Source organism: Streptomyces sp. NPDC034037 (assembly GCF_055575715.1).
The window spans coordinates 110,293-135,893 of sequence record NZ_JBVISC010000003.1 but is presented as its reverse complement, the minus strand read 5'-3'; the positions used below and the strand labels follow the sequence as shown (position 1 = coordinate 135,893).

General features: G+C 71.1%; 23 protein-coding genes and 2 pseudogenes. 19 read left to right on the top strand and 6 right to left on the bottom strand.

Features of this window, described 5'->3' with window-relative positions:
* Nucleotides 1-3 precede the first annotated feature (3 nt).
* The 7 genes and pseudogenes from ACZ516_RS11250 (at nucleotide 4) to ACZ516_RS11220 (ending at nucleotide 9,947) form a co-directional block, all read left to right on the top strand.
* Nucleotides 4-882 (top strand): sugar ABC transporter permease, encoded by an 879-nt coding sequence (locus ACZ516_RS11250; RefSeq protein WP_361085587.1) that lies wholly within the window; start codon nucleotides 4-6, stop codon nucleotides 880-882.
* Nucleotides 883-976: 94 nt separating this feature from the next.
* Nucleotides 977-2,668, top strand: a complete 1,692-nt coding sequence (locus ACZ516_RS11245) for a glycoside hydrolase family 13 protein (RefSeq protein WP_469009761.1) — start codon at nucleotides 977-979, stop codon at nucleotides 2,666-2,668.
* Nucleotides 2,656-3,723 carry a LacI family DNA-binding transcriptional regulator gene (locus ACZ516_RS11240; RefSeq protein ID WP_361085382.1) on the top strand — a complete coding sequence of 356 codons (1,068 nt, stop codon included), beginning with the start codon at nucleotides 2,656-2,658 and terminating at the stop codon, nucleotides 3,721-3,723. Before ACZ516_RS11245 ends, ACZ516_RS11240 begins: the two co-directional genes overlap by 13 nt.
* A 406-nt stretch (nucleotides 3,724-4,129) precedes the next feature.
* Nucleotides 4,130-5,527 (top strand): annotated as a pseudogene (locus ACZ516_RS11235) (alpha-amylase); the annotation flags it as partial.
* A gap of 293 nt (nucleotides 5,528-5,820) precedes the next feature.
* Nucleotides 5,821-8,532, top strand: a complete 2,712-nt coding sequence (gene pulA / locus ACZ516_RS11230; RefSeq protein ID WP_469009760.1) for a pullulanase-type alpha-1,6-glucosidase — start codon at nucleotides 5,821-5,823, stop codon at nucleotides 8,530-8,532.
* Between the two features lie 93 nt (nucleotides 8,533-8,625).
* Nucleotides 8,626-9,369 (top strand): alpha/beta fold hydrolase, encoded by a 744-nt coding sequence (locus tag ACZ516_RS11225; RefSeq protein WP_469009759.1) that lies wholly within the window; start codon nucleotides 8,626-8,628, stop codon nucleotides 9,367-9,369.
* A 68-nt stretch (nucleotides 9,370-9,437) separates the two neighbouring features.
* Nucleotides 9,438-9,947, top strand: coding sequence for a hypothetical protein (locus ACZ516_RS11220; protein WP_469009757.1), 510 nt, complete (start codon nucleotides 9,438-9,440; stop codon nucleotides 9,945-9,947).
* 137 nt (nucleotides 9,948-10,084) lie between these two features.
* On the opposite strand, the gene ACZ516_RS11215 is transcribed toward ACZ516_RS11220, so the two are convergent.
* Nucleotides 10,085-10,927 (bottom strand): calcium-binding protein, encoded by an 843-nt coding sequence (locus ACZ516_RS11215; protein ID WP_469009756.1) that lies wholly within the window; start codon nucleotides 10,925-10,927, stop codon nucleotides 10,085-10,087.
* 399 nt (nucleotides 10,928-11,326) lie between these two features.
* Between ACZ516_RS11215 and ACZ516_RS11210 the strand changes: the two genes are divergently transcribed.
* Together ACZ516_RS11210 and ACZ516_RS11205 are read left to right on the top strand one after the other, a co-directional pair.
* A complete protein-coding gene (locus ACZ516_RS11210) occupies nucleotides 11,327-13,198 on the top strand; it encodes a protein-arginine deiminase domain-containing protein (RefSeq protein WP_469010452.1) in 1,872 nt (623 codons plus the stop codon).
* A gap of 83 nt (nucleotides 13,199-13,281) precedes the next feature.
* Nucleotides 13,282-13,671: a cupin domain-containing protein gene (locus tag ACZ516_RS11205; RefSeq protein ID WP_361085397.1), complete on the top strand. Its 390-nt coding sequence runs from the start codon at nucleotides 13,282-13,284 to the stop codon at nucleotides 13,669-13,671.
* A gap of 90 nt (nucleotides 13,672-13,761) precedes the next feature.
* Here ACZ516_RS11205 and ACZ516_RS11200 read toward each other — a convergent pair whose 3' ends face one another.
* Nucleotides 13,762-14,202: a MarR family winged helix-turn-helix transcriptional regulator gene (locus ACZ516_RS11200; RefSeq protein WP_358696386.1), complete on the bottom strand. Its 441-nt coding sequence runs from the start codon at nucleotides 14,200-14,202 to the stop codon at nucleotides 13,762-13,764.
* Nucleotides 14,203-14,303: 101 nt separating this feature from the next.
* Between ACZ516_RS11200 and ACZ516_RS11195 the strand changes: the two genes are divergently transcribed.
* The 6 genes from ACZ516_RS11195 (at nucleotide 14,304) to ACZ516_RS11170 (ending at nucleotide 20,565) form a co-directional block, all read left to right on the top strand.
* A complete protein-coding gene (locus tag ACZ516_RS11195; protein WP_469009754.1) occupies nucleotides 14,304-15,005 on the top strand; it encodes a maleylpyruvate isomerase family mycothiol-dependent enzyme in 702 nt (233 codons plus the stop codon).
* Nucleotides 14,975-15,325, top strand: coding sequence for a MarR family winged helix-turn-helix transcriptional regulator (locus ACZ516_RS11190; protein ID WP_469009753.1), 351 nt, complete (start codon nucleotides 14,975-14,977; stop codon nucleotides 15,323-15,325). Before ACZ516_RS11195 ends, ACZ516_RS11190 begins: the two co-directional genes overlap by 31 nt.
* A 462-nt stretch (nucleotides 15,326-15,787) precedes the next feature.
* Entirely contained in the window at nucleotides 15,788-15,946 is a 159-nt protein-coding gene (locus ACZ516_RS11185; RefSeq protein ID WP_358578900.1) for an azolemycin family RiPP peptide, read from the top strand.
* 273 nt (nucleotides 15,947-16,219) lie between these two features.
* Nucleotides 16,220-18,439 carry a YcaO-like family protein gene (locus ACZ516_RS11180; protein ID WP_469009751.1) on the top strand — a complete coding sequence of 740 codons (2,220 nt, stop codon included), beginning with the start codon at nucleotides 16,220-16,222 and terminating at the stop codon, nucleotides 18,437-18,439.
* Nucleotides 18,440-18,662: 223 nt separating this feature from the next.
* Nucleotides 18,663-19,787, top strand: a complete 1,125-nt coding sequence (locus tag ACZ516_RS11175) for a SagB family peptide dehydrogenase (protein WP_469009749.1) — start codon at nucleotides 18,663-18,665, stop codon at nucleotides 19,785-19,787.
* 142 nt (nucleotides 19,788-19,929) lie between these two features.
* Entirely contained in the window at nucleotides 19,930-20,565 is a 636-nt protein-coding gene (locus ACZ516_RS11170; RefSeq protein WP_469009748.1) for a DUF6629 family protein, read from the top strand.
* 132 nt (nucleotides 20,566-20,697) lie between these two features.
* On the opposite strand, the gene ACZ516_RS11165 is transcribed toward ACZ516_RS11170, so the two are convergent.
* On the bottom strand, nucleotides 20,698-21,126 hold the full coding sequence (locus tag ACZ516_RS11165; RefSeq protein ID WP_361085417.1) for a hypothetical protein: 429 nt from the start codon (nucleotides 21,124-21,126) through the stop codon (nucleotides 20,698-20,700).
* A gap of 250 nt (nucleotides 21,127-21,376) precedes the next feature.
* On the opposite strand from ACZ516_RS11165, the gene ACZ516_RS11160 reads away from it, so the two are divergent.
* Nucleotides 21,377-21,616, top strand: coding sequence for a hypothetical protein (locus tag ACZ516_RS11160; protein WP_358578911.1), 240 nt, complete (start codon nucleotides 21,377-21,379; stop codon nucleotides 21,614-21,616).
* A 161-nt stretch (nucleotides 21,617-21,777) separates the two neighbouring features.
* Nucleotides 21,778-22,065 carry a hypothetical protein gene (locus tag ACZ516_RS11155; RefSeq protein WP_361085421.1) on the top strand — a complete coding sequence of 96 codons (288 nt, stop codon included), beginning with the start codon at nucleotides 21,778-21,780 and terminating at the stop codon, nucleotides 22,063-22,065.
* Between the two features lie 82 nt (nucleotides 22,066-22,147).
* Here the strand turns inward: ACZ516_RS11155 and ACZ516_RS11150 are convergent, their stop codons facing one another.
* Entirely contained in the window at nucleotides 22,148-22,720 is a 573-nt protein-coding gene (locus ACZ516_RS11150; protein ID WP_361085424.1) for a CGNR zinc finger domain-containing protein, read from the bottom strand.
* A gap of 82 nt (nucleotides 22,721-22,802) precedes the next feature.
* Between ACZ516_RS11150 and ACZ516_RS11145 the strand changes: the two genes are divergently transcribed.
* Nucleotides 22,803-23,516 carry a haloacid dehalogenase type II gene (locus tag ACZ516_RS11145; protein ID WP_361085427.1) on the top strand — a complete coding sequence of 238 codons (714 nt, stop codon included), beginning with the start codon at nucleotides 22,803-22,805 and terminating at the stop codon, nucleotides 23,514-23,516.
* A 590-nt stretch (nucleotides 23,517-24,106) separates the two neighbouring features.
* A complete protein-coding gene (locus ACZ516_RS11140; protein ID WP_469009746.1) occupies nucleotides 24,107-24,538 on the top strand; it encodes a DUF5958 family protein in 432 nt (143 codons plus the stop codon).
* Between the two features lie 73 nt (nucleotides 24,539-24,611).
* Here ACZ516_RS11140 and ACZ516_RS11135 read toward each other — a convergent pair.
* Both ACZ516_RS11135 and ACZ516_RS11130 read right to left on the bottom strand, forming a co-directional pair.
* Nucleotides 24,612-24,841 (bottom strand): annotated as a pseudogene (locus ACZ516_RS11135) (ATP-binding protein); the annotation flags it as partial.
* On the bottom strand, nucleotides 24,799-25,323 hold the full coding sequence (locus ACZ516_RS11130; RefSeq protein WP_469010451.1) for a Mu transposase domain-containing protein: 525 nt from the start codon (nucleotides 25,321-25,323) through the stop codon (nucleotides 24,799-24,801). The gene ACZ516_RS11130 and the pseudogene ACZ516_RS11135, both read right to left, overlap by 43 nt.
* Nucleotides 25,324-25,601: the final 278 nt, after the last annotated feature.

Here is a 25,601-nt window from a genome sequence, read left to right as displayed (position 1 = left end):
ACCGTGACGAACCGACCGACCACGCCGGGCACGGCGCCGAAGGCGAAGGTCAGGCCGCGCGGCGAGCGCGGGCGACTGGCCTCCGTGGGGCTGCACGCGACCCTGCTCATCGCCTCGGCCATCGCGGTCCTGCCGCCGCTGTGGCTGCTGGTCACCTCGTTCAAGCCGCAGAGCGAGGCGTTCTCCACCGCCCTGGTGAAGGACTTCACGTTCGGCAACTACGACCACGTCCTCAACGACACCGAGTTCCCGAGCTGGGTCGCCAACTCCCTGCTCGTCGTCGGGGTGACCACCGTGATCGGCGTCCTCATCTCCGCGACCACCGGCTACGCGGTCAGCCGTTTCCGCTTCCCCGGCATGCGGCCGCTGATGTGGCTCCTGCTGATCACGCAGATGTTCCCCGTGGCGGTGCTCATCGTGCCGCTGTACAACCTGCTCGCGAACCTCGGCCTGCTCAACCAGCCCATCGGTCTCGTCGTCACCTATCTGACGATCGCGGTGCCCTTCTGCGCCTGGATGATGAAGGGGTACTTCGACACCATCCCGGTGGAGATCGACGAGGCCGGCCGGGTCGACGGGCTCAATCCGTTCGGCACGTTCTGGCGGCTCATCGTGCCGCTGGCCAAGCCGGGACTGGCCGTCACCGGCTTCTACACCTTCATCACCGGCTGGGCCGAGGTCGCCTACGCCTCGGCCTTCATGACCGGCGAGGAGAACCTCACCCTCGCCGGCGGCCTGCAGACCTTCGTCAACCAGTACACCAGCGACTGGGGCTCGCTGACGGCCGCCGCGGTCATCGTCGCGGCTCCCGCCGCGGTGATCTTCGGCCTCGTCCAGCGTCACCTCGTCGCCGGACTGACGGCCGGCGCCACGAAGTCCTGACCGCCCGGCTCCCGGCCCACGGCCCCGCACCCACTCCCGCCCCACGCAATCTCCCGGCCCATCGATCTCTCGATCTCTCGATCCCAGGGAAGACATGACCCAGCATCTCGCTGCCCCTGCCGCCCCCGCCGCCGGCACCCACACGGACTGGTGGCGCGGCGCGGTGATCTACCAGGTCTACCCGCGCAGCTTCGCCGACGGCAACGGCGACGGCATGGGCGACCTGGCAGGCATCCGTGCCCGGCTGCCCTACCTCAGGGACCTCGGCGTCGACGCCGTCTGGCTCAGCCCGTTCTACTCGTCCCCGCAGGCCGACGCCGGGTACGACGTCGCCGACTACCGCGCGATCGACCCGATGTTCGGCACCCTGCACGACGCCGACGCCCTGCTGCGCGACGCCCACGAGCTGGGCCTGCGCGTCATCGTGGACCTGGTGCCCAACCACTCCTCCGACCAGCACGAGTGGTTCCAGCGCGCCCTGCGCGAGGGCCCCGGGTCACCGCTGCGCGAGCGCTACCACTTCCGCCCCGGCAAGGGCACCGACGGCGAACTCCCGCCCAACGACTGGGAGTCCATCTTCGGCGGCCCCGCCTGGACCCGCACCCCGGACGGCGAGTGGTACCTGCACCTCTTCGCCCCCGAGCAGCCCGACTTCAACTGGGAGCACCCGGCCGTACGCGACGAGTTCCGCTCCATCCTGCGGTTCTGGCTCGACATGGGCGTGGACGGCTTCCGCGTCGACGTCGCCCACGGCCTGGTCAAGGCCGCGGGCCTGCCCGACATCGGCCGGCACGACCAGCTCAGGCTCCTCGGCAACGACACCATGCCGTTCTTCGACCAGGACGGCGTGCACGAGATCTACCGGAGCTGGCGCGAGGTCCTCGCGGAGTACGCGGGCAACGCCCTCGGGCCCGCCGTCACGGCCGCGCGGGAGACGGGCGGACGCATCCTCGTCGCCGAGGCGTGGACGCCCACCATCGAGCGCGCCGCCGCCTACGTGCGCCCCGACGAGATGCACCAGGCCTTCAACTTCCAGTATCTCGGCACCTCTTGGGACGCCGCGGAGCTGCGCGAGGTCATCGACTCCTCCCTGGCCGCCATGCGCCCCGTCGGCGCCCCCGCCACCTGGGTCCTGTCCAACCACGACGTCACCCGCCACACGACGCGGTTCGCCAACCCGCCGGGACTCGGCACCCAGCTGCGCACCGCCGGCGACCGCGAACTCGGCCTGCGGCGCGCCCGCGCCGCGACGCTGCTGATGCTCGCGCTGCCCGGCTCGGCCTACGTCTACCAGGGCGAGGAGCTCGGCCTGCCCGACGTCACCGACCTGCCCGACGAGGTGCGCCAGGACCCCTCGTTCCACCGCGCCAGCGGGCAGGACGGGTTCCGCGACGGCTGCCGGGTGCCCATCCCGTGGACCGTCGAGGGGCCGAGCCACGGCTTCGGCGCGGGCGGCAGCTGGCTGCCGCAGCCCGCCGGCTGGGGCGAGCTGAGCGTGCAGGCGCAGACCGGCGACCCCGACTCGACCCTGGAGCTGTACCGGCGCGCGCTGGACATCCGCCGCACGCAGCCGGGCCTCGGCGCGGGCGACTCGCTGGAGTGGCTCGACGCCCCCGAGGGGGTCCTCGCCTTCCGCCGCGCGTCCTTCGTGTGCACCGCGAACACGACCGGCGCGACGGTGCGGATACCGGCCCCCGGCCGGGTCCTGCTCGCCAACACCCCCGTGGAGGTCGTGGACGGCAAGGCCGAACTGTCCGCCGACACCACCGTCTGGTGGGCGGTGTGACCCTCCCCCCGTCGCAAGCCTCCGACTGGGCGGCCCGCGGTGCTCCGCGCCTCGCGGACATCGCGGTCCAGGCCGGGGTGAGCGAGGCCACCGCCAGCCGGGTCCTCAACGGCAAACCGGGGGTGGCGACGGGCACGCGGCAGCGGGTGCTCGCGGCCCTGGACATCCTGGGCTACGAGCGTCCGCTGCGCCTGAAGCGGCACAGCGCCGGCCTCGTAGGGCTCATCGTCCCCGAGCTGAGCAACCCCATCTTCCCCGCGTTCGCCCAGGTCATCGAGCAGGTGCTCGCCGGGCACGGCTACACCCCGATGCTCTGCACCCAGATGCCGGGCGGCGCGACGGAGGACGAGCTGGTCGAGCAGTTGGAGGAACGCCGCGTCAGCGGCATCGTGTTCCTCTCCGGGCTGCACGCCGACGCCACCGCGGACCCCGGCCGCTACCTGGAACTGGCGGGCCGCGGAGTGCCGTTCGTACTGATCAACGGCTACAACGAGCACATCCCGGTGTCGTTCGTCTCGCCCGACGACCGGGCGGCGGCCCGGATGGCGGTGCGCCACCTGGTCGACCTCGGTCACGAGCGCATCGGCCTGGCCATCGGCCCCACCCGGTACGTCCCCTCACGCCGCAAGGCGGAGGGGTTCATCGGGGCGCTGCACAGCCTGCTCGGCCTGTCACAGGGGGAGGCCGAGCAGCTCGTGCAGCGCACTCTGTTCACGGTCGAGGGCGGTTACGCGGCCGCCGGCGCGCTCCTGGACCAGGGGTGCACGGCGATGGTCTGCGGCAGCGACATGATGGCGCTCGGCGCGGTCCGGGCGGTGCGCCGGCGGGGGCTGTCGGTGCCGGGGGACGTCTCCGTCGTCGGATTCGACGACTCGCCCCTGATCGCGTTCACCGACCCGCCGCTGACCACGGTGCGCCAGCCGGTGCAGGCGATGGCGACCGCCGCGGTGGGCGCCCTCCTGGAGGAGATCCAGGGAAACCCCGTGCAGCACACGGAGTTCCTCTTCCAGCCGGAGCTGGTCGTGCGGGGCTCCACGGCGCAGTCGCCGCGCTGAGACAGGCTCGGGAGGGAGAGCCCCGGCGCCGGCCCGGTCGGGGCAGCGGGGAAACGATGTGGCGCCGGGGCCTCCCCGTTCCAGAGACCCGGCCCGAACGGCCGGGCGCGTGGGGCCCGTTGCTCAAGGCCCCCGGCCGCTCGGACCGGAGTCGTGGTTGAACGTAACACCGTCGCAATGTCTTGCGAAAGGTCTTGCGGCGAATGAAGTCCCGGGAGCCGTAGCTGAAGTCCCGGAGGCCGCAGCGTGACACCCAGTTGTGCCGGAAGGGTTGACCATGGTTCCGCGGGACCGTACGGTCCTGACCGAAATCGGCGTTGAAATGTTGCTGCAACATCCTTCAACGGCCTGACGGGCACGGCGCGTTGCCGGACAAGGCCATCCCTCACCGACGCAGGAGGCCCCCATGGCTGCCCGGAAGACCCCAGCCCGCAGAGCGCTCGCCGCCGCCCTCGCCCTCACCGCCGGAGCCGCCGGCAGCCTCGTCGCGGGAGCCCCGCAGGCGCAGGCCGCCCCGCCCGGCGGCAAGGACGTCACCGCCGTCCTCTTCGAGTGGAAGTTCGAGTCGGTGGCCAGGGCGTGCACGGACCAGCTCGGCCCGGACGGATACGGCGCCGTCCAGGTCTCGCCACCCCAGGAGCGCCTCCAGGGCGAGGCCTGGTGGGCCGCCTACCAGCCCGTCAGCTACCGGATCGCCACCCGGCTCGGCGACCGCACCGCGTTCCGGGACATGGTCCGCACCTGCCACTCCGCGGGCGTCAAGGTCATCGCCGACGCGGTGATCAACCACATGACGAACGCCTCCGGCACCGGCTCCGCGGGCTCCCGCTTCACCAAGTACGACTACCCGGGCACGTACTCGGCCGCCGACATGAACGACTGCCAGGCGTCCATCAGCGACTACCAGGACCGCTGGAACATCCAGAGCTGCGAGCTGGGCGGTCTGGCGGACCTCGACACCGGCGAGGAGTACGTCCGCGGCAGGATCGCGACCTACCTCAACGACCTGCTCTCCCTCGGCGTCGACGGCCTCCGGATCGACGCGGCCAAGCACATCCCCGTGGGCGACCTCAAGAACATCAGGTCGCGGCTGACCAAGCCGGACGTCTACTGGAAGCAGGAGACGCTGTACGGCGCGAACGAGGGGGTCTCCCCGAGCGAGTACACCGAGACCGGTGACGCGCAGGAGTTCCGCTACGCCTGGGACCTCAAGCGCGTCTTCAACGACGAGAAGCTCGCCTACCTGAAGAACTACGGCGAGGGCTGGGGCTACCTGCCCGGTTCCAAGGCGTCCGTCTTCGTCACCAACCACGACACCGAACGCCACGGCCGGAGTCTCAGCTACAAGGACGGCGCCAAGTACACCCTCGCCCACGTCTTCATGCTGGCCTGGCCCTACGGCTCCCCGGACGTGCACTCGGGGTACGAGTTCAGCGACCCGGACGCGGGCTCGCCCGACGGCGGCCACGTGAAGGCCTGCTACAGCGACGGCTGGAAGTGCCAGCACGCCTGGCCCGAGATCCGGAGCATGGTCAAGTTCCGCAACACCGCGCGCGGCACGGGCGTCACCAACTGGTGGGACAACGGCGACGACGCCATCGCGTTCGGCCGCGGGAGCAAGGCGTACGTGGTCATCAACCACGAGGGTGCCACCGTCGACCGGACCTTCCAGACCTCCCTCGCCCCGGGCAACTACTGCGACGTCCAGAGCGGCAGGAACGTCGTGGTGGACGGCTCGGGCCGGTTCCGGGCCGCCGTCGCGCCGGACACCGCGCTGGCCCTGCACGCCGAGGCCAGGAAGTGCTGACCCCCACTGCCCCCGGTACGGCACCGCCGGCCGCCCTCCGACACCGCTGACCGCCGCCCGGCGCCACTGACTGCCATTCGGCACCGCTGATCCGCGCCCGATCCCCCGACCCCCGCGACACGGGTCGCCCGACCCCGGCCTCCCCGGCCGGCGGGCGGCCCGTCCGCTGCTCCGGGTCCCCACCCCCGGACCGCCCCGCGAACACCGCAGAGGCGCACAGCCCGCCCGGCGCCCGTGCCCCACACCTGCGATCCGCCAGCCGCCAGCCGCCACTCCTGAGGAGAAGCCCCTTGACCGGCTCCCCGCGCCGCCGCACCCTCGCCACCACCGCCCTCGCCCTGCTCGCCGCGCTCGCACCCCTGACGCCCTCGGCCGCCGCGTCACCCAGAGCGCCCGCCACCACCGCCGAAGCGCCCGACGAACTGGACCTGACCAAGTCCCGAGCCCAGTGGATCGACCGGAGCACCCTCGCATGGGACCTCCAGGGCGGCGCCGCGACCCACGAGTTGGTCTACTCGCTCGACGGGCGGCTCGCCGTGCGGGACGGCCGGCTCTCCGGCGAAGGCCGCCGCATCCGCCTGACCCCGACCCCCGGCGGCCTCACCGACGCCCAGCGGAAGAAGTACCCCCACCTGAAGGAGTACGAGGCCTTCACCGTCGACCCGCGCGACCGCGAGCGCATCCGCCGGGCCCTGACCGGACAGCTCGTCGCGGTCCGCCACGACGCCGACGGCAAGCTGCTCACCGCCACCGGCGTCCAGACCCACGGCGTGCTCGACGACCTCTACGGCGCCACCGCGACCAAGGCGACGCTCGGCCCACGCTTCCACCACGGCCGCACCTCCCTGGCCGTCTGGGCCCCCACCGCCCAGTCCGCCGCTCTCGAACTGGACGGCAGGCGCGTGCCGATGAGGCGCGACGACGCGAGCGGCGTCTGGTCCGCGACCGGCCCCGGCGACTGGGCGGGCAAGCCCTACCGCTACGTCGTCAAGGTGTGGGCACCCAGCGTGCGCGAGGTCGTCACCAACAAGGTCACCGACCCCTACTCCACCGCCCTGACCGCCGACTCCGGGCGCAGCCTCGCCGTCGACCTCAGTGACCCGAGACTCGCTCCCAAGGGCTGGGACCGCCTGAGGAAACCCCGGGCGACACCTCTGCGCGCCGCGCAGATCCAGGAACTGCACATCCGCGACTTCTCCGTCGAGGACCGCACGGCGCGCCACCCCGGCCAGTACCTCGCCTTCACCGACACCGCGTCCGACGGCATGAAGCACCTGAGGAAACTGGCCCGGGCCGGCACCTCGTACGTCCACCTCCTGCCCGCCTTCGACATGAGCAGCGTTCCGGAGCGCGCGGCCGAACAGGAGCGGCCGGCCTGCGATCTGAAGGCGGCGGCTCCCGACTCCGAGGAACAGCAGGCGTGCGTGGCCCGGAGCGCCGCGAAGGACGCCTATAACTGGGGCTACGACCCGCTGCACTACACCGTGCCCGAGGGCAGCTACGCGAGCGACCCGGAAGGACCCCGGCGCACGGTCGAGTTCCGGCGGATGGTCCAGGGCCTGAACGGCGCGGGACTGCGGACCGTGATGGACGTCGTCTACAACCACACGGTGGCGAGCGGACAGGACGACAGGTCCGTCCTCGACAAGATCGTGCCCGGCTACTACCACCGGCTGCTCGCCGACGGCACCGTGGCCTCCTCGACCTGCTGCGCCAACACCGCGACCGAGAACGCCCTGATGGGCAAGCTCGTCGTCGACTCCCTGGTCACCTGGGCCAAGGAGTACAAGGTCGACGGCTTCCGCTTCGACCTGATGGGACACCAGCCCAAGGCCAACGTCCTGGCCGTCAGAGCAGCCCTGGACGCGCTCACGCCCGACAAGGACGGCGTGGACGGCAAGAAGATCATCCTCTACGGGGAGGGCTGGAACTTCGGCGAGGTCGCCGATGACGCCCGCTTCGTCCAGGCCACGCAGAAGAACATGGCCGGCACGGGCATCGCGACCTTCTCCGACCGCGCCCGCGACGCCGTACGCGGCGGCTCGCCCTTCGACGGGGACCCCGGCATCCAGGGTTTCGCGAGCGGCCTCTACACCGACCCCAACGGCTCCCAGGCGAACGGCACCCCCGCCGAGCAGAAGGCCCGGCTCCTGCACTACCAGGACCTGCTCAAGGTGGGCCTCACCGGCAACCTCGCCGCATACACCTTCACGGACTCCGCCGGCCGCGAGGTCAAGGGCGCACAGGTCGACTACAACGGCGCCCCCGCCGGATACGCGGCAACCCCCGGCGACGCGGTCTCCTACGCCGACGCGCACGACAACGAGTCCCTGTACGACGCCCTCGCCTTCAAGCTGCCCCGGGACACCACACCGGCCGAGCGGGCCCGCATGCAGGTCCTCGCCATGGCGACCGCCACCCTCTCCCAGGGTCCCTCGCTCTCCCAGGCCGGCAGCGACCTGCTGCGCTCCAAGTCCCTCGACCGGAACTCCTTCGACAGCGGTGACTGGTTCAACGCCATCCACTGGAGCTGCCGGGACGGCAACGGCTTCGGCCGCGGGCTGCCGCCGGCCGCCGACAACAAGGACAAGTGGCCCTTCGCCCGCCCCCTCCTCGGCTCCGCCGCCCTGACCCCGGGCTGCCGGCAGATCACCGGCACGTCGGCCGCGTACCGGGACCTGGTGAGGCTGCGCGTCGGCGAACCGGACTTCTCCCTCAAGACGGCGGGCCAGGTCCAGTCCCGCCTCTCCTTCCCGCTCTCCGGCACCGCCGCGGAGACGCCCGGCGTGGTCACCATGGTCCTCGGCGACCTCGTCGTCGTCTTCAACGCGACGCCGGATGCGCGGACGCAGCGAGTGGCGGCCGTCAAGGGCACGCCCTACCACCTGCACCCCGTGCAGGCGAAGGGCGCCGACACCGTGGTCAAGGCGGCCTCGTACCAGCGCGACACGGGAACCTTCGAGGTCCCCGGCCGCACTGTGGCGGTCTTCGAGCGCCGCTGAACCAGCCCCGACACCGTGGGGGCCTGCTGCGCGACCCGTGTGTCGGACGGGGCGCGACGTGGTGCGGGGGCCGATGGTGGGCAGGTGGACCACATGACTGACGTCGGCTTTTTCACCCGCCGGTACGGGCCCCCACCCCGCACGGACCGCCCCGCCGCGGTGCTCGTACACGGACTCGGACTCTCGGGGCGCTACTTCGTGCCGCTCGCGCGCCGGCTGGCCGCGAGCGGCACGCCCGTGCTGGTGCCCGACCTGCCGGGCAACGCGCGCTCGCGGGCCGCCGCACCCCGCGCCCCCGAGATCGGCCGGCTCGCCGACGCCCTGGCCCGCCCGCTCCAGCAGCGGTCCACGGGCCCGAGCACGCTGGTCGCCAACTCGGTCGGCTGCCAAGTGGTCGCCGCCCTGGCCGCCCGCCACCCGCACCTGGTGAGCCACCTGGTGCTGATCGGCCCGGCGCTCGAACCCGGCGTTTCGGGCACGCGCCAGTTCGGCCGGCTCGTCGCGGACGCGCCCAGGGAACCCCTGAGCCTGCTCGCCCTGGCCGCGTTCGACTACCTCGTGACCGGCCCGCTGCGCTGCGCCGCCTCCTTCCGCCACGCGCTGCGGGACGCGGCCGAGTCCTTCGAGAGCAACCTGGCCCAGGTCCGCGCGCCCACGCTCGTCGTCCGGGGAGCGGGTGACACCATCGCCTCCGGCGCCTGGACGCGGCGCGTGGCGGGCCTGGTCGCCGACGGACGCGCGCGGGACCTCCCGGGCGCGGCCCACGCGGCCCACTACGCCGCGCCGGACGCCGTGGCCGCACTGATCGAGAAGTTCACGGAGGGAGAGCACGAATGAAGCCCTCGAAGATGACGCCCTCGAAGCCGGGGCCCTCGAAAACGACACCCTCAAAGCCGGGGCCCTCGATGCCGAAGACCGCGAAGGCGGCCGACCACGCGTCGTCCGGGCACGCGGGACGCCCCTCGCCCTGGCTGCGCCTGCTGCCGGGCATCTCCCCGAAGCGGCGGGGTTTCATCCTGGCGTGGTGGGGGTTCACGCTCACCTTCGGCGGGATGCGCCTGCTGACCTGGCTCATCCACATCGACGTGGCCGGGGTCGGCGACATGCAGGCGGGCGGGGTGCACCTGCACCACTACGTGTGGGGCATCGTGCTGCTCATGGTGGTGGGCGGGGCGGGCCTGGCCGAACGCTCGGCACGGGCACGCGCCTGGATGGGGCTCGCCTACGGCGTCGGCCTGGCCCTCGTCATCGACGAGGCGGCACTGCTGATCAGCCTGGAGGACGTGTACTGGGACACGGAGGGCGGAGTCAGCATCGCCCTGGCCATCGCCCTGATCGCCGTGGTCGGCAGCGTCCTCGCGGTCACCCGCGGGCGGCGCGCCTTCGCCGACGACCAGAACGACGACAAGGACTGAGTGCAGAACGCGGGCAGGCGCCGTACGCCGGATCTCTCGAACTCCGGACCGGCCTGTGGAGCGATGGACAGAGATTCCTCCCCCTGCCCTCGGGCGGAAGGAGGAACCTTCGTGGGCCACGCGGGCCGGGGGAGTGTTCAGTCCTGGTGGAGTTCGTTGCGGCCCGGGCCGCCGGAGAGCTTGTCGGTGCCTGTGCCGCCCCATAGGGCGTCGTCACCGCTGTTGCCCCATAGGATGTCGTCGCCCGCCTCGCCGTACAGCTTGTCGTTGCCCTTGCCGCCGTAGAGGACGTCGGGCCCGCCCTTGCCGTGCAGGACGTCGTCGCCGTCCTCGCCGTGCAGGGCGTTCGCCTCGCCGGTGCCGGTCAGGGAGTCGTTGCCGGGGCCGCCGAAGCAGTCCTGGCCGCAGTGGGTGAGGGTGTCGTTCCCGGCGTCCCCCCACGGCCCGAAGCCGAACGGGCCGCCGCCGCTGTCGAGGCGGTCGTCGCCGTCACCGCCGTGCGGGAGCGCGGACGGCGACGCCTTGATGACGTCGTCGCCCTTGCCGCCGTAGATCCCGGCCCAGGCCTGGCTGTCCGACGCGAGGGTGGCGGTGTCGTTCTCGTCGCCGAGGTCGATGTCGTAGCTGTCGGAGTCGTCCGAGTTCTCCGGGATCTTGACCGCGCACCGCACGGCGGTCCGGTCGCCCTCCTCGGGGTACGCGCATTCGTCCGACTCCGCCGCGTCGGCGGAGATGGCGATGTCGTACCGGTCGTGGAAGGTGAGGACGTAGTAGGAGTCGTGCTCGCCGCGGTGGTCGATCTCCTCGTCCACCGTCAGCTTGTTCTGCTGGCCGGGCGCAGCTTTGTACCAGAGCTCGCCGTCCGCGACGACGACGGAGGCCGTGGCCGGGGCGGCCTCGGCGGCCGACGCCATTAAGCCGGCCGCACCGAGACTCAGGGCAAGGGTGGCGATGGTTGCGGTGTTCCGGTGGATACGCATACGGAAGTGCCCCTTCAGGGTGTGCGTGAGCAGTGGTGCTCCTGGTCACCCGGTGAGACAAGAGGCACAAGAAGGGCGTTGCCCGGCGGCGCGTGAACAGTGGCGGACACAGCGGTGACCGCCACATGGCCACCGCACCGCCGCTTCGGCCGGAACAGACCGGAACAGAGGGGACGCTCGGCCGGCCGGGACGCCGACCACCCGGATCCCGGACGAATCCCGATGCCATGACAACCTCCCCGGCCCCACGTACCTCCTTAACGTCAACGGCCCTCGCCGACCGAAAACCTGACCAGAGGGCCGGGGACAAGGAGGGGAACTGTGCGTACGCACAGATGGACGAGCGTGGCCGTCGCGACCGGCGTGGCCGGAGTGCTCGCGGCCACGGGAGCCACGGCCATGGCGGAGACCGGTGGCCCGGAGGCACCGCTGAACGTGCCTGATCTGCGCGCCGATGTGAACCGGGACGGCAGCGTCGATGTGGAGGGCGCGAGCGACTCGGCGGGCGAGAACACCTGGACGGCGCGGCGCGGAGCGATCGTCCTGCCGAACATCGACGACGACGCGAAGCGCTGTCCGGTCAAGGACGCCCAGGGCAGGCCCCTGCCGGACGCGAAGCTGGCCCGGTGCAACGACGGGTCCGACACCCGGGTCAACGGCGCGCGTGACACGGACGATCTGGCCCGCCTGAAGACCGTGCCGCTGACCGGGGCCCCGGCGGGCAGCCACGGCACCGTCAAGGCGATCGGCGCCCACGCCGAGAAGTCGCACCTGTTCATCAAGCGGGCCGGCCGCTGGTCCCCGCTGCGCCCCGCCGACCGGCTCTCCGCCGAAGAGCTGCGCACCGGGGTCGAGTTGGGCGTCGAGGCCACGGACGTGGTGCGCGACCGGCGGAAGTGGAACGGAGAGGTGAAGGTCCGGTTCACGCTCACCGGCGGCGGCACGTCCCGCTCCGACGACGTCGTCCTGCGCACCGCCCCTGTCCTGACCCACCATCAGCTGCAGCGCGCCGAGGAGGTCCTGGTCACCAAGGTGAAGGGCGCCGGTGCCTACGGCCGTGACCAGCGCAAGTTCGTCGCGGAACTCGCCAAGCAGGTCAAGGACGCCGGCATCGCCAAGCCGCTGACCACCTTCACCAAGTACGGCGACCCCTGGGCGCAGGACTTCGTCGAGCCGGCTTACGCGAGCATGCCGGGCCCGGACGGCGGGCAGCACACGATGCGGGTCATGATCCGGTCGGCGCAGCCGGACCGGGACGCGGGCCGTGAGCTGTTCGAGAAGCTGCGCGGCCCGGACGTGGGCGTGGTCCAGGTCGGCAAGCCGACGGTGCGCGAGGAGTGGACGCTCAACTCCATGGGCAACCTGGAGACCATTCCGCCGTACACGCTCAACGGCAAGAGCTACCCGGCGGGCCGCATCATCCAGGGCTACCGCGCCGACTCCGGCTCCAAGCCCGCCGAGTCGATGCGTACGTTCCTGTCCTCGCAGGGCGTGCAGGCGCCCCTGCTGCTCGACACGTCGTGGCTGGCGGTCGGGCATGTGGACGAGTTCATCCAGTTCCTGCCCGCTGACACCGAGCGCGGCTGGCGCATCGGTGTCGCCGACCCGGCCGCCGGGGTGGAGCTGCTGCGCAAGGCGAAGCGGGACGGGCACGGCGGCTCGAAGATGTTCTCCGTCCCGCGCGGCAGCGACATCCCCGCGCCCAAGGAGACCATCGACCAGGTACTCGCCAAGGCCTCGTTCCACGCCGACAACAAGACGGCGGCGGCACGCATCAAGGCCAACCTGGACATCCTCAAGCGCGAGACCGGCGTCACCGACGCCGAGATAGTGCGGGTGCCCGGCCTGTACACGCGGGACTCCGACGAGGGCGCGGGCCTCAGCGGCAGCCGCAAACTGCGCCGCATGGGACCGGAGTCCCTGGAGAAGTTCAGCCAGCTGCGCGGCGCCAACCAGAGCCCCCGCGCCCGGGACGCCGCAGGCGGTGCCGGAGCCGGCGCCACCGCCGTCCGGCCGAACAGCGCCTACATACCGGGCGCGGTCAACGGCGTCCTGCTCAGCCCCACCCGCTACCTGGCACCCCGTCAGTGGGGGCCGGTCATCGGCGGCCGGGACATCTTCACGCAGGCGGTGAACTCCGTATACGCCAAGGCGGGATTCACCACCACCTACATCGACGACTGGTACACCTACCACCTGGGCATGGGGGAGGTGCACTGCGGCACCAACACGCTGCGTGACGCCCGCGCGCCGTGGTGGCCGACAACGTAACGCCTCGGGGCGGGCCCGGCACACCCCCACGGACACCGGCCCCGCCCCCACCCCGGCCCCGGCCTCCACTAGCGTCCGACCACATGAAGGACAACGTGTACGTGGGCAACGCGGGCAAGGACGCGGCACTGGACCGAGGATGGCTCCTCGGGCACTTCAAGGACGCCGACGACCCGCGCCACAGCGAGGCCGTGGAGATCAAATGGGGTGTCCACCCCCGCGCCGACGAGCGCGCGCAGTGGGTGAAGGGCGAGGAACGCACGGCTCTGCTGGTTCTCATCAGCGGCCGCTTCCGCGTCGAACTGCCCGGCCGCAGCGTCCTCCTCCAAGAGCAAGGTGACTACGTCCTGTGGGGGAGCGGAGTCGATCACTCGTGGTTCGCCGAGGAGGAGTCGGTGGTACTGACGGTTCGGTGGCCGTCCGTGCCCGGCTACGCGGTGGCGGAGAGAGACCAGGCGCACTCGCGGAGCTGACCCGCGCAGGCGAGGTGCACAGCAGCCGCGGGCCCGTTCTTCGACAACCAGGGCGTCCGACGGGCCGAGGTCGACCCACTCGACGGGCGGTCACGCCCAGGGGTCGGTGATCTCACGCAGCGACGCCAGCGACTCCCGCAACTGTTTCATGCGCCGCTTGCCGAGATGCGCCTCCCACTCCTGCTCCACCTCGGCGACGACCGCGTCGGCGACCCGCTTCGCCGCCCACGCCCTGTCCGCCCCGCACACCAGCCGGGCCCGCTTGTCGGTGGGGTCCGGCACCCGCCGCGCGTAACCGGCTTTCTCCAGCTGGTCGACCAGGAAACCGGCCGTCTGCTTGGTGATCTGGGCTTGGGCGGCCAGTTCCGTCAGCCGGGTGCCGTGCGGACTGACCCGCTGCATGACCCTCGCCTGGGCGGGCGTGAGGTCATCGAACCCGGCTGTCGCGAGCGCGGCGAAGACACGGTCCTCCAGAGCCCGGTACGGGATGAACAGGAGCACGCCGGTGTTGAGCTCGCTCTCCTCCGCCATCCTCGACTCACCCCCGGTTGAGATCGGCCATACCCTTGACTTAAGTAAGCCTCTCTGACTACTTTGGTCAGTGAAGCTTACCACTTGAGTGGGTGATCCCCATGGCCGCGATCCTCGGGACCGACGAACGCTGGCACATCGTCGACCGTGAGCGGACGGGTTTGGCGGAACTGCTCGAAGGCCTGAGCCCCGAGGAGTGGGAAACGCCCACCCAGTGCGGGGACTGGCGCGTGCGGGACGTGGCCGCGCATCTGACCGTCACGGCCCGCTCCACCTACCGTTGGGCGCTTCGCGAGTTCGTACGCGCCCACGGCGACCTCGACCGCATGATCCACGACTCCGCGATCCGCGAGGCCGAGCGACCCACCGCCGACATCGTGGCCAACCTCCGCGCGATCACCGGCTCCCGCCGACTCGCGCCGGGCACCACACCTCGCGAGCCGCTGCTGGACATCCTCGTCCACGGCCAGGACATCGCCCTCGCCCTTGGGCGCGACCGCCAAATGCCCCCACGGGCCGCCCGTGACGCCGCCGACCGGGTGTGGACCATGCGCTTCCCGCCCCGCCCGTGGCCCCTGCCGAAGGCCCGCCTGATCGCTATCGACATCGACTGGACCCGCGGCCAGGGGGAGGAGATTAGAGGACCGATCTCCGCCCTGCTCCTCCTGCTCACCGGCAGGACAGCCGCAGCCGAGGACCGACTGGAACGCACCCCACCGCGACCGGCCCCCCAGCCGCCGAGCAGCGGTTCGAGCGGTACCTGGGCCGGCAGATGCACATCGATCCCGCCGGACTCGCGGTGATGGACCACCTCGTCGGCGCCGGCCCGGCGACACCCAGCGAGCTGGCACGCGAACTCAGCACGTCGACGGCGGCGATGACGCTGGTGATCGACCGTCTGGTCGAGGGCGGGCACGCGAGCCGCCGACCGCACCCCAGCGACCGGCGCAAGGTGCTCGTCACGCCCGCGGAGCACTGGGAGCAGGCCGCCTTCGAGCACATCGAGCCCCTCATAACGGGCATCGCCGAGATCACCGGGTCCATGACGGCGGAGGAGCAGGCCACGGTGGCGACGTTCCTCGAACGGGCGGTGGCCGCCTACGACCGGGCGACCAAGATGTAGGTGCTCTTTGCCTCGCCCGTAAATCCCCCGGGGTCTTGCAGTTGCCGAGATCCCGGGACTGTCTCGAAAGGGTGCGCCCATACCCTCGATGGTGCCTACACCCTTGTCGGAGGGCATACGGAGAATTCAAGGCCCTTGATCAGTTCCGGGACGGCGTCGGTGGGGGCGCGGAGGGGCCACCAGCTTCCCCTCTCGCTGCCGGCTGCAACCATGACGGCGCCGACCGTGAGAGGCGTACCGACCGCTCAGGAGAGCTTTTACGGCCACGTGGTCGCGCCCCCCGCCCCCCTCGTGCGCCGCGAAAGCTTCCACATCACCTACTAGGTGGGTTATTCCGGCATACCCTTGTTTTTCCGTTCTCGGCATCCTGCAATGGAATAGCCGAACCGTCCTTGTGACGGTTTCGCAGTGCAGTGCTCAACGAAAAGGAAAAAGAGACACGCGAGCGAAAGGGCGGAGACAATGCAGCCGACGAACCAGCCCATCGAGATCGACGGCGAATCGCTGTTCGAGGAAATGGCGATTTCGGAGTCGGAGGAGGCGTTCGCGGGCCACAGCTGCCTGTCCTGGGCGGCCCCGAACTCCATGGACGTGCTGACCACCACGTCCGGGGGCTCCTGAGGCTCCGTGCCCCTGGCTGCGCGCGACGGCGGCCAGGGGCACTCCGCGCGCGACGACGACCGTGACGTTTCGAACCCGCGACGCCGGTCAGCAGCCTTTAGCGGCCGCGACGCCGGCTCATGCCCTTCGCGCCCGCCACGGCGACCAGTGATGCTTCGCGCGCCCACCCCGCCGCCTAGGGCGCTTCGCGCACTGCGGCGCCTGACCGTCGTGGGTGCTCCGCCCGGCGCCGAGCCGAGCGTGTCCTTCTCACCCCTCCCGGAAGGCGGCCCCATGGATGCCCATGCCCACACCGAGCTGCGGCCCGACGTACGCCTGGTACCGCGCGGCGACCACCTCTACGTCTGCGCGAGCACCGGAACCCTGCGCGTTCCCGTCCGCGTGCCCGCTCCCGGGACCGGCAGCGACGCCGTGCGGGCGGACGCCGTTCCCGAGCAGGTGGTCGGCGGTCTGCGCGCACGCGGGCTCGCACACGAACGCGGGCAGGTCGTGCATCCGCTGTACGGAGAGATGACGGCACTCCGCACGGGCAGTCCGGTCGCCGTCACCCCGCGAGGGGTGGGCGCCGAGGCGGGAGCGCTGCTGGAGCGCGCCGGCGTGCCGACGGTGCCCGACGACCAGAAGTCGCGGGCGGCCGTCGCGCTCCTGCCGCTCTCGCTCCCCGAGGAGCAGCTGGTGCGGCGCGTCACCTCCGCCCTGGAAGCCGGTACGCCGCTGGTCACCTACCTCGACACCCCCACCTGGCTGTTCTACGCCACCCTCAAGCCGCCCCGCACACCCTGCCCGGTATGCCTGGTACGCCGACTCCGCGCCAACCACATCTGGCAGCCCATCGCCGACCTCCCCCTGGACATCCTCTACGGCGAACTCGGCGAATTCGACGGACGTGGCGAATTCGACGGACGTGGCGAGCCGGACGCCGGTGCATGGCCGAGCAAGGCAGTCTCCTCGGGCCTGCTCGCCCACGAAGTACTCACCCTGATGTGCCCCGGACCCCGGCACGACCAGGCAGCGGAACACGGAAAGGCGCCGGAGGACGAGCACACGCCAAGGCGCGCCAGGCTGACCGAGATCGAGCACGGCTCCCTGACGCGCACCGAACACGAGCTGTTCCACCTGCCGGGCTGCCCCGCCTGCGCCGCACACGCCGTGCCGCCCCCACGCGAGGGCGAGCCGACGGAGATCGACAACACGGCCAGTTGGGAGCGCATGCGCGGTGCGGTGGACCCCCTCACCGGCATGGTGCTCCGCCTGCTCGTGGACGAACGGGACGGCGCCCTGGGAGAGGCGACATACGCCCGCACGGCAGGGATGACGAAGACGCACTGGTTCTCCCCGGTCACGGCCGAGGCGCGAGGCGGCGCGGTCAAGAACGACCCGGTGACGGCCCGCGTGTGCGCCGTGGGCGAGACCTTGGAACGGTACGCGGCGGGCGTCTACGACCCGAAGAGCCTGGTGCGCGCCTGCGCCGCCGCCCTCGGCGAGGAGGCGGTCGATCCCCGCACCCTGCCCCTGGGGTCGGCGGCGGAGTACGCCCGCCACACCCGTCTGGCCCCCTACGACCCGGACGCGGAGATCGACTGGGTGCCGGGCCGCTCGCTGCTCACCGGCCGCACCCGGTACGTCCCCGCGTGCGCGGTCTATCTGCCCTACCGTTTCCCGCCCGGCCACCGGGCCTGGTACGACCCGATCTCCACCGGCCTCGCGGCGGGCGGCAGTTACCACCACGCCGTGCACGGCGGTCTGATGGAGGCCGTCGAGAGGGACGCCTCCGTGATCTTCTGGGAGAACCGGCTCGTCCTGCCCACCCTCGACCTGGACGGCTTGCCGGAGGGCCCGGCCCGGCGCATCGTCGAGCACATGCGCGCCCAGGGCGTGACGGTCACCGCCAAGGACCTGACCACCGACCTGGGCATCCCGGCGGTGGGCGTGCGCTTCCTCCGGCACACCGAACGCCGGCCCGTGGTCACCCACGCCGCGCGCGCCGACCTGGACCCGCACGCGGCCCTGCTCGGCGCCCTGGAAGAGGGCTGTCTGGGCTGGGCAGGCGCCCGGCTCTGGCAGGAGAACCTCGACGCGGGGGAGTCGATCCCCGAACCGGGCGACGTGCTGACCACACTGAAGGAGTTCTCCCTCTTCTACTGGGCGCCCCACCGGCTCGCCCACCTCGCCTTCTGGGACGAGGGACCGCTGCGCCCCGTCGCGGCCCCGCGCCCCTCCGCCGGACTGCCCGCCGACGTCACAGAGGCCGTGCGGCGACTCGCGGCGCGAGGGCACGAGGCGGTCACCGTGGACATCACCCCGATCGACGTGGCCGAGTGCGGCGTGACGGTCGTCAGGACGGTGGTGCCCGGACTCTGCCCGATCACTCTGCGCAGCGACTTCCACCGCCGAGGCGGACCACGGGTGTTCGAGGCGCCGCTCGCCATGGGCGTACGCGAGACACCGCTGACGGAGGCACAGCTCAACCCACTGCCCCTGCCGTTCCTGTGAGCCGCGACTCCGATACGGCGTCAGGACCGCCGTCGCCCGCAACAACCGCGCCGCGACCACCACCTCCGGAGCGCCGAAACCGCACACCCACCACCACCCCCCACTCACAGGCCCCACAGAGAGGCGTCGAGGAACGTTGAAGCCCCGTGCCGCAGAAGCCCCCACACCCCCGACACACCGCACAGGCGCGAGCGGCGTCGACGACGGAAGCACGCCCCACCCCGTGCGCTACCGGCGCAACCCCGACCTGCTCCTCGAATGGCAGGACGAGGCGGGGCCCGTCCTCGTCGACTGCCGCCGGTGGCGCAGGTTCACGGCGCGCCCCCGACTCCTTGCCCTCCTCAACGAGCTGGACCGCCCGCTCACGGCCGAGGAGGCCCACGCGCGATGGCGCGGGCCCGTCCCGAACACCGACGGAAGCGGCGCGGCCGACCTCGCGGCCACCCAGCGGGCCCTGGACCAGCTGGCCGCCGCCGGAATCATCCGCTCCTCGGCCCACCCGACCCCGACGGCGCAGGGGTTGACGCCCTACGAACTCGCCGCCCACGCCCGCGCCGGCCAGGGGCCCGCCGCGCACACGCAGCAAGGCTCCCCGCCCCTGGCGCGGCTGCGCCACCCCGAGGCGGCGGAGACCATTCGGCTCGCCGACCACGACGAGCTGCCCAGCCGACCGCTGCGCGAGGTACTGACCGAGCGGCGCAGCATCCGCGCCTTCGCACCCTCACCGCTGCCTCTCGGCCACCTCGGGGTGTTCCTCGCCCGCTCCGCCCGCGTCCGGGCCCCGCTCGGCCCCCTCTGGTTCCAGCAGACACAGCGCCCGTCCCCGTCCGGCGGCGGACGGCACAGCCTGGAGGCGTACGTGATCGCCCGGGACGTGTCCGGACTGGCTCCCGGCGCCTACCACTACGACCCGTTCGACCACACCCTGAACCGGCTCGCCCCGTGGGACGACGAACTGGCGACCGTCCTGAACACCACGGTCACCACACCGGCCTACATGGAGCAACCGCCGCCCGCGAGCCTCCTGCTCGCCTCGCACGCCGCCCGCACCGGCTGGAAGTACGAGGGTCTGGCGCTGAGCCTCATCTACCGGGACACCGGATGCCTGTTGCAGACGCTGTGCCTGACGGCGACCGACCTCGGCCTGGGCGCCTGCCCCACCGGCACCATGCGCCCCACCAGCCAGATCGCATTCCTCAAGGGCCGGCACGAGGAGTTGCTCCACGTAGGCAACCTGGCCCTGGGACTCCCCGGTCCGGAAGGCAGCGGCGAGGCGCCGACGCCGAGCCGGGAGACCACCGGAAACGACCAGGGAATCAGTGCACATGGTCCGGTGAATGGGGGGTAGAGGGCCGAAGTGAAGTCGGGGAGAACCGTGACATCTGGGGAGGTCGAGCGGTTCTCCCCGAATCTTTTCGGGCCGGCGCGGTGTGCCCGCGCGGGCCCCGCCCGACGCGCCCTCGCACGGAATCGGCCGTAGCGTTTCAGCCATGTGCTGGAGTGCGACGGCGGATCTGGTGGCGGGCACGGGTATCGCCGCCGTGGGAATCGCCGGCGTGACCCTCGCGGCCCGGCACCCCCGTGACCTGCCGCTGGCCGCGCTTCCGCTCCTTCTCGGCGCGCATCAGATCATCGAGGCCGCGCTCTGGCGCAACGGCGGCGGGACGGGGCCCGCCACTGACGCCTGGGCGGTGATCGCGCTCCCGCTGCTCGCGCTATGGGTTCCGGCAGCTGTGCTGTGCGCGGCGCCACCGGACGCCCGACGCCGCCTGCTCATCCCCCTGGCCGCGGGCACCGCGACGGCGGCCGTACTGGCGTACACACTGGCCACGCGTACGGTGACGGCCGAGATCCGGGGCCACACGGTCGGCTACTCCCTCGGCCTGCCGCGACCGGGGCTCGTCGTCGCCGGCTATCTGCTCGCCACCATCGGCGCCCTGCTCCTGTCGGGCGACCGCGGCCTCGTGCTGTTCGGCGTGCTGGTCGCCGTCGGGGCCGGGGTGTGCGTGGTGCTGTGGCGACAGGAGTACATCTCCACGTGGTGCGCCTTCGCCGCCGTGTGCTCGGTGCTCTTGCTGCTCTGGGTCAAAAAACGTCGTCCACCGGTCACCCGCCCGCCAGGTTGAGGCACCCGGGCCCGGTCGAGGATCGACCTCGCCGGTCCGCCCCGCGTTCGCCGGGGAGGTGCGGAGTGAACAAGACGCCAATGAGCCCCTGGCGCCGCCTTTCGGCGGCACCAGGGGCTCAGTCGTAACCGTTCAGAGAACTCCGCGCGTGGCGCGGGTCAGGGGACCCTGGGCGCGCCTCACATTGGCGCCTCCCAGCGCGTACGCGCCGGCGAGCATGGCGACGGCACTACTGCCGACGCCCACCGCGATCGCCTTGCGGTTCTTGAGCACCGTCCACGTCGTCGTCGCCGCTTGCAGCGTCTTTCCCGGCACGTTGGACAGGAGTTCGCCTCCGGCCTTCGCCTTCTCGCCGAGCGTGGCGCCCAACGACGCCGCGCCCTCGCCCGCCTCGGCGACCGAGGACTTGACGCCTCTGGCCGCGGAGCCGGTCTTGGCGGCCGCTCCAGAGGTGGCCTTGGACGCGGAACGAGCCGCGCCTCCAGCCGCCTTGGCCGTCGTGGCCTTGGCATCCTCCGCCTTGGACCGGTCGGCCTTGCCGCCCGCCGAAGCGTTACTCACAGGGCTGGTTCCGTTCTTCGCCGATTCACTCATGCCCTCCGTCTGACCCCGTCTCATTGTTCGAAACACACCCGTATTCGCTCGGCGCCCACCGGACCTCGGCAACGCCTCCCCACCGCGAGGTCCACCAGGCCTCACACGGCCGACGGCCCGGCCCCGAGGAGGTAGCCGACCAAAGAACCGCGTGCATCTGGACCCCTTTCGCACATGTCGCGGCCAGTGTCCTGCGCTGTCTGCTTAAGATCGGATCGTGGCTGACATCACCGATGCTCTGATCAAGCTGGAACGCTCCGCAGAGGAAGAACGCGCCCGACTCGCCGGCCTCGACGGCGACGAGTATGCGGCGCAGTGGCGCCGCTGGGGCGAAGCGGCGGAGAATTTCCAGACGGCCGTCACGGCACACGCCGAGGCAACGGGGCAGGCACGCCACGAAGTCGAGATCGCGACGAAGAAGGCCGCACGGCACGCCGACGAGGACCCGGTGGAGTAACAGGCCCCGCATCGCGGGTGTTTGACCCGAGCTGATCGAGTGGCCGGGAGGCCGGCCGGACGCCCGGGCAAGGTGACCGCCCAGACGGCCCTCTCCGCCACGGGCCGCGGCGGCTCCGGCCGCGCCGTAACAGGAGCGGGCGCCGGGTCGTTGCACCGGACATGATCACCTGGCGTACCGCTGCCACGCCCGTGGCCCTGACGGCCGCCTACGCGGGCGTCCCTCTCACCGCTACCACGCCCGCAACGGCCGGCGGTGTCGGCGACTTCCTCTCTCCCGCCTTCGGCACCTCCTGCGCCAACCTGCTCACCGGCGCGCGGGCCGCGGGCACCACGACGCACGGCACCGGCGCCGACGCACCCGCCGCGCCCCAGGACGCGATCGAGGACATCGCGGTCCAGGACTCCGTGAAGAACCCCAACGTTCTGGGCGTGGCCGTCCAGGAATAGGTTCCCGCCCGAACCAGCCCACGACGCCACGTGCGACGGTCGCGTTCGTGCGAGGTGACAAGGCGGTTGGCAGCGGCCTACGTCACGAGGCTTGCGCGGATCCGCTCGCGGCGCCCGTCGACGAGGCCCGCCGCCGGGCCCGATAGGCCGCGGCCTTGACGCGGTTGCCGCATTCCTCCATTCCGCACCAGGTGCGACGCGCACCGCGTGAACGATCGAGATAGATGCGCGTGCAGCGGGAGCGGCCGCACTCCTTGAGGCGTGCGGCGGGATCGGCGAGTACGGCCATACCGCTTCGAGCCACGTGGGAGAGGGCTGCCCGAAGGTCACCGGAGAGATGGAGACCTTCGTCACTCAGCCTGACCGTGATCGTCGGGCCGGCAGCCGCGGAGTTGACGACCTCCAGGCTGTCTGGATCGAAGGGGCGAGCGAGCACGCGGTCGAGCGCGAGCCGATAGATCGCTTCCCGCAGTGCCAACGCGGACCGGAAGGTCGTCAAGTCCGCGCGAACGCCGTCGGGAAGCTCCTCGCACGCCGCCACCCACCGTTCCAGGTCCGCCGGTGCGATCAGTGAGTCGACGGACTCATCCCGGCGAAAGCCGACGGTACCGGCCAGATCGAGGGCCGAGTTGCCACTCACGAACGCGAAATCCACGTCACCATCTTGACCGGTGACGGCGGCGACGGCAACATCGTCACCAGTTGAACCGGTGACGCGAGTGCCGACAGGAGGACACATGACAGGGATCCAAGACATAGAGGCCGATGGCATAGAGGTCGTCGTCTTCGACGTCCTCGGCACGCTGGTTGACGAACTCTCCGGACTCCGGGCGGGGATACGGGAAGCGGCTCCGTGGTGCGATGAGGCGTCCCTCGACGAACTCACTGCCGTGTGGCAGGAGCATGCCGCCCGGGAACAGGAGAGCGTCATGCAAGGAGACCGCGCCTACGCCGGCAGCGGGACCATCGATCGTGAGGCGGCTCGGCGGGTTGCGGACCGTGCCGGAGTGACCGATGCGGCGGCGGTCGACCGACTGGCGACGGTGGGGCAGCGGCTGTCCCCCTGGGAAGACTCCGTCGCGGCCCTGGAGCGACTGGCGCAGTGGTATCCCGTCCTGGGCCTCTCCAACGCCGACCGCACCGCACTGCTCCGCCTCAGCGCCCATGCGGGCCTGCGCTGGCACCAAGCCCTGTCGGCCGAGGCCGTCCAGGCCTACAAGCCGGCCCCAGAGGTCTACCGACTGGCGGTGGACACGGCCGGATGCCCGCCGGAGAGGATCCTCATGGTGGCGGCACACGCCTGGGATCTCCGTGGAGCACAGACCGCGGGGTTGCGCACCGCATACGTGGGGCGACCGGGCGGAGACCCACCAGAGCGTTCGGATGTTTTCGACTGGCAGGGCGAGGAACTGGACGAACTGGTCACGGCGTTGGCGCCGAAGCAGCGCTGAGACGAGTACGTGCGCTGACCAGGTTGCACCGAGGGGGCGGAGTAGTAGGCCCCGTAAAGGAAAGAAAAGGAGAGGACGTTGGAGGAAATATCAGCTCCTGGCGGTGGCCCCGAACTTCCCGTATGGGGCCAGATAGCATTCGCCCTCATCGTGATCACTCTGGGAATTTTGTTCCTGTTGCGTTTGTGGCGGGACCGGAAGAAATAAAGATGCGTACCAGGAGTTGGACCCGCCACACAGACGCAGTCATCCGCCCGGAACAGGAACAGGACGCACCATACCTGGGGCTCGACACCAGTGACTCGGTCCTGAAACGGGTATCAGAAGCTCGGGAGGCTGGCTGTGTCGGCTTCTTCGGGGGTCATTTCGGCGGGACCTCGGGAGTCGCTTGGCGGCCCGCCGCGTGATCGATGTCAGTGACTTTTGATGTCGTCAAGTGCTCTGGGGCGTCTTGCGAGCTGCGGTGTTGAAGTCCTTGCGGGGCTGCCCAATCTCGGGAGCGGAGCGGACTGTCCCCGGTCCCCGTCTGCGCTGTCTCGGCTGCGGATACCGGCCTTCGCCCAGAACCCGCATCGTGAAATCATCAAGCGATGACCGAACCAAGCGGCGACGATGGCCGCACCTTCCGGCGCGAGACCGAGCGGGTCGTCAACGAGATCGCCCAAGGTCTCCGCACGTTGGGCGATGGCGTGGCCTGGTTCTCCGACCTCGCCCCAGCACGCCAGCAGGAGGTTCTGCAGGAAGTCGCCGGCTATGCGATGCAGGCGCACATTACGGCTGCGGACGGCCGTGCGGGGGTAGCGCGGTCCGGTGTGAAGCCCACGGCCAACCCTTCGGTGATGATCTGCATGGAACCGCCCCGCTACGGGTTCGCAGGCCTCCCCTCCGCCGAACACGTCAAGGCATTCCGCGTCCTCGTTTCCGTCTTCGCCGTCGCCGACACTCGCCGCCGCGAGACGTACTGCAAAGGCGCCTGCGGACATGCATGGCACAACCTGTCGGCCGAAACCGAGCAGCCGTAGCATCGGCCATACCGGCTCTGACTGGGCTGGTTATCGGGCGGCCCCTCCCGTCTGGCGCCCGGCAGCTGAGCTGGGATCGTTCGGCTTGGGCCTTAGTGTGAGCGAGGCGGTTGGACTCGGTATCGGTCTGGATGATGGCGCCGTTGCAGGTGAGCCGGTCGACGATGGCCACGCGGAGTGAGGGATCGGTGAACGTCTTCATCCAGCCACTGAACTCTCGTTCGAAGCGATCGCGACACTGCTCTTTTCCTCGCGCTCGGTCAGAACCTGAAACAGCAGCCCAGCCCCCCTGTGGTCCAGCTGGCGGTTTTGATCCTGCGTTCGGAGCGTCGGCGGGCCCGGTCGTCGCACTCGGCCAGCAGCAGCACCTCGATCAGGGTTCCGGTGCCGGCCGCCTCACCGTGAGCGGCGCGAGTCGCGGTCCACCAGGCTTCATGGACGGGCGTGAACTTTCCTGCGGCCCTGGCCTGTTCGAGGGCGGTCACTCCGGGAAAGGCGCCCGGCTTGCGCAGAAGAGTTTCCAGGTAGTGGTCCAGGACCGGGCGGGACTCGCCCCGGCCGCTGAGCCGTTCGTGGTGGGCGACCACAGTGCGGCCGTCATAGACGAACAGGCCTTTGGCGTGCCGCAGCACCCTCAGCTGGCGGCCGATGAAGCGGACCGGGACTGAGTAGGAGTTGCAGCGGACGATGACCTGGCCGAAGCGGTTGACCCACGGAGTGAACCACCGGCCGGTCTCGAACACCTCCACTCGGTGCACTGCCTTGCCGGAGTAGGACAGCCGCATCGAGAACAGATAGACCCTGGTCGTCACGTCCGCGAGTATCTCGTGGACGTCGCCGAAGTCGACCTCCGCCTGCGCACCGGGCAGATGGGTCTGCGGCACGAACATCGTGCCCGGTCCCACTCCGGCCTGCCGGCGGCCCTCCTTGCGCCTGTCCTTCACGTCGAGGCGTACCACCGAGTACGAGATGTCGTCGGCTCCGTGGCCTTCGGCCGGGCGGTCGAAGATGCGCTGTGCGGTGTACCTCTGTTTGGGCGGAGCGCCCAGGTCAGCCCGCAGCA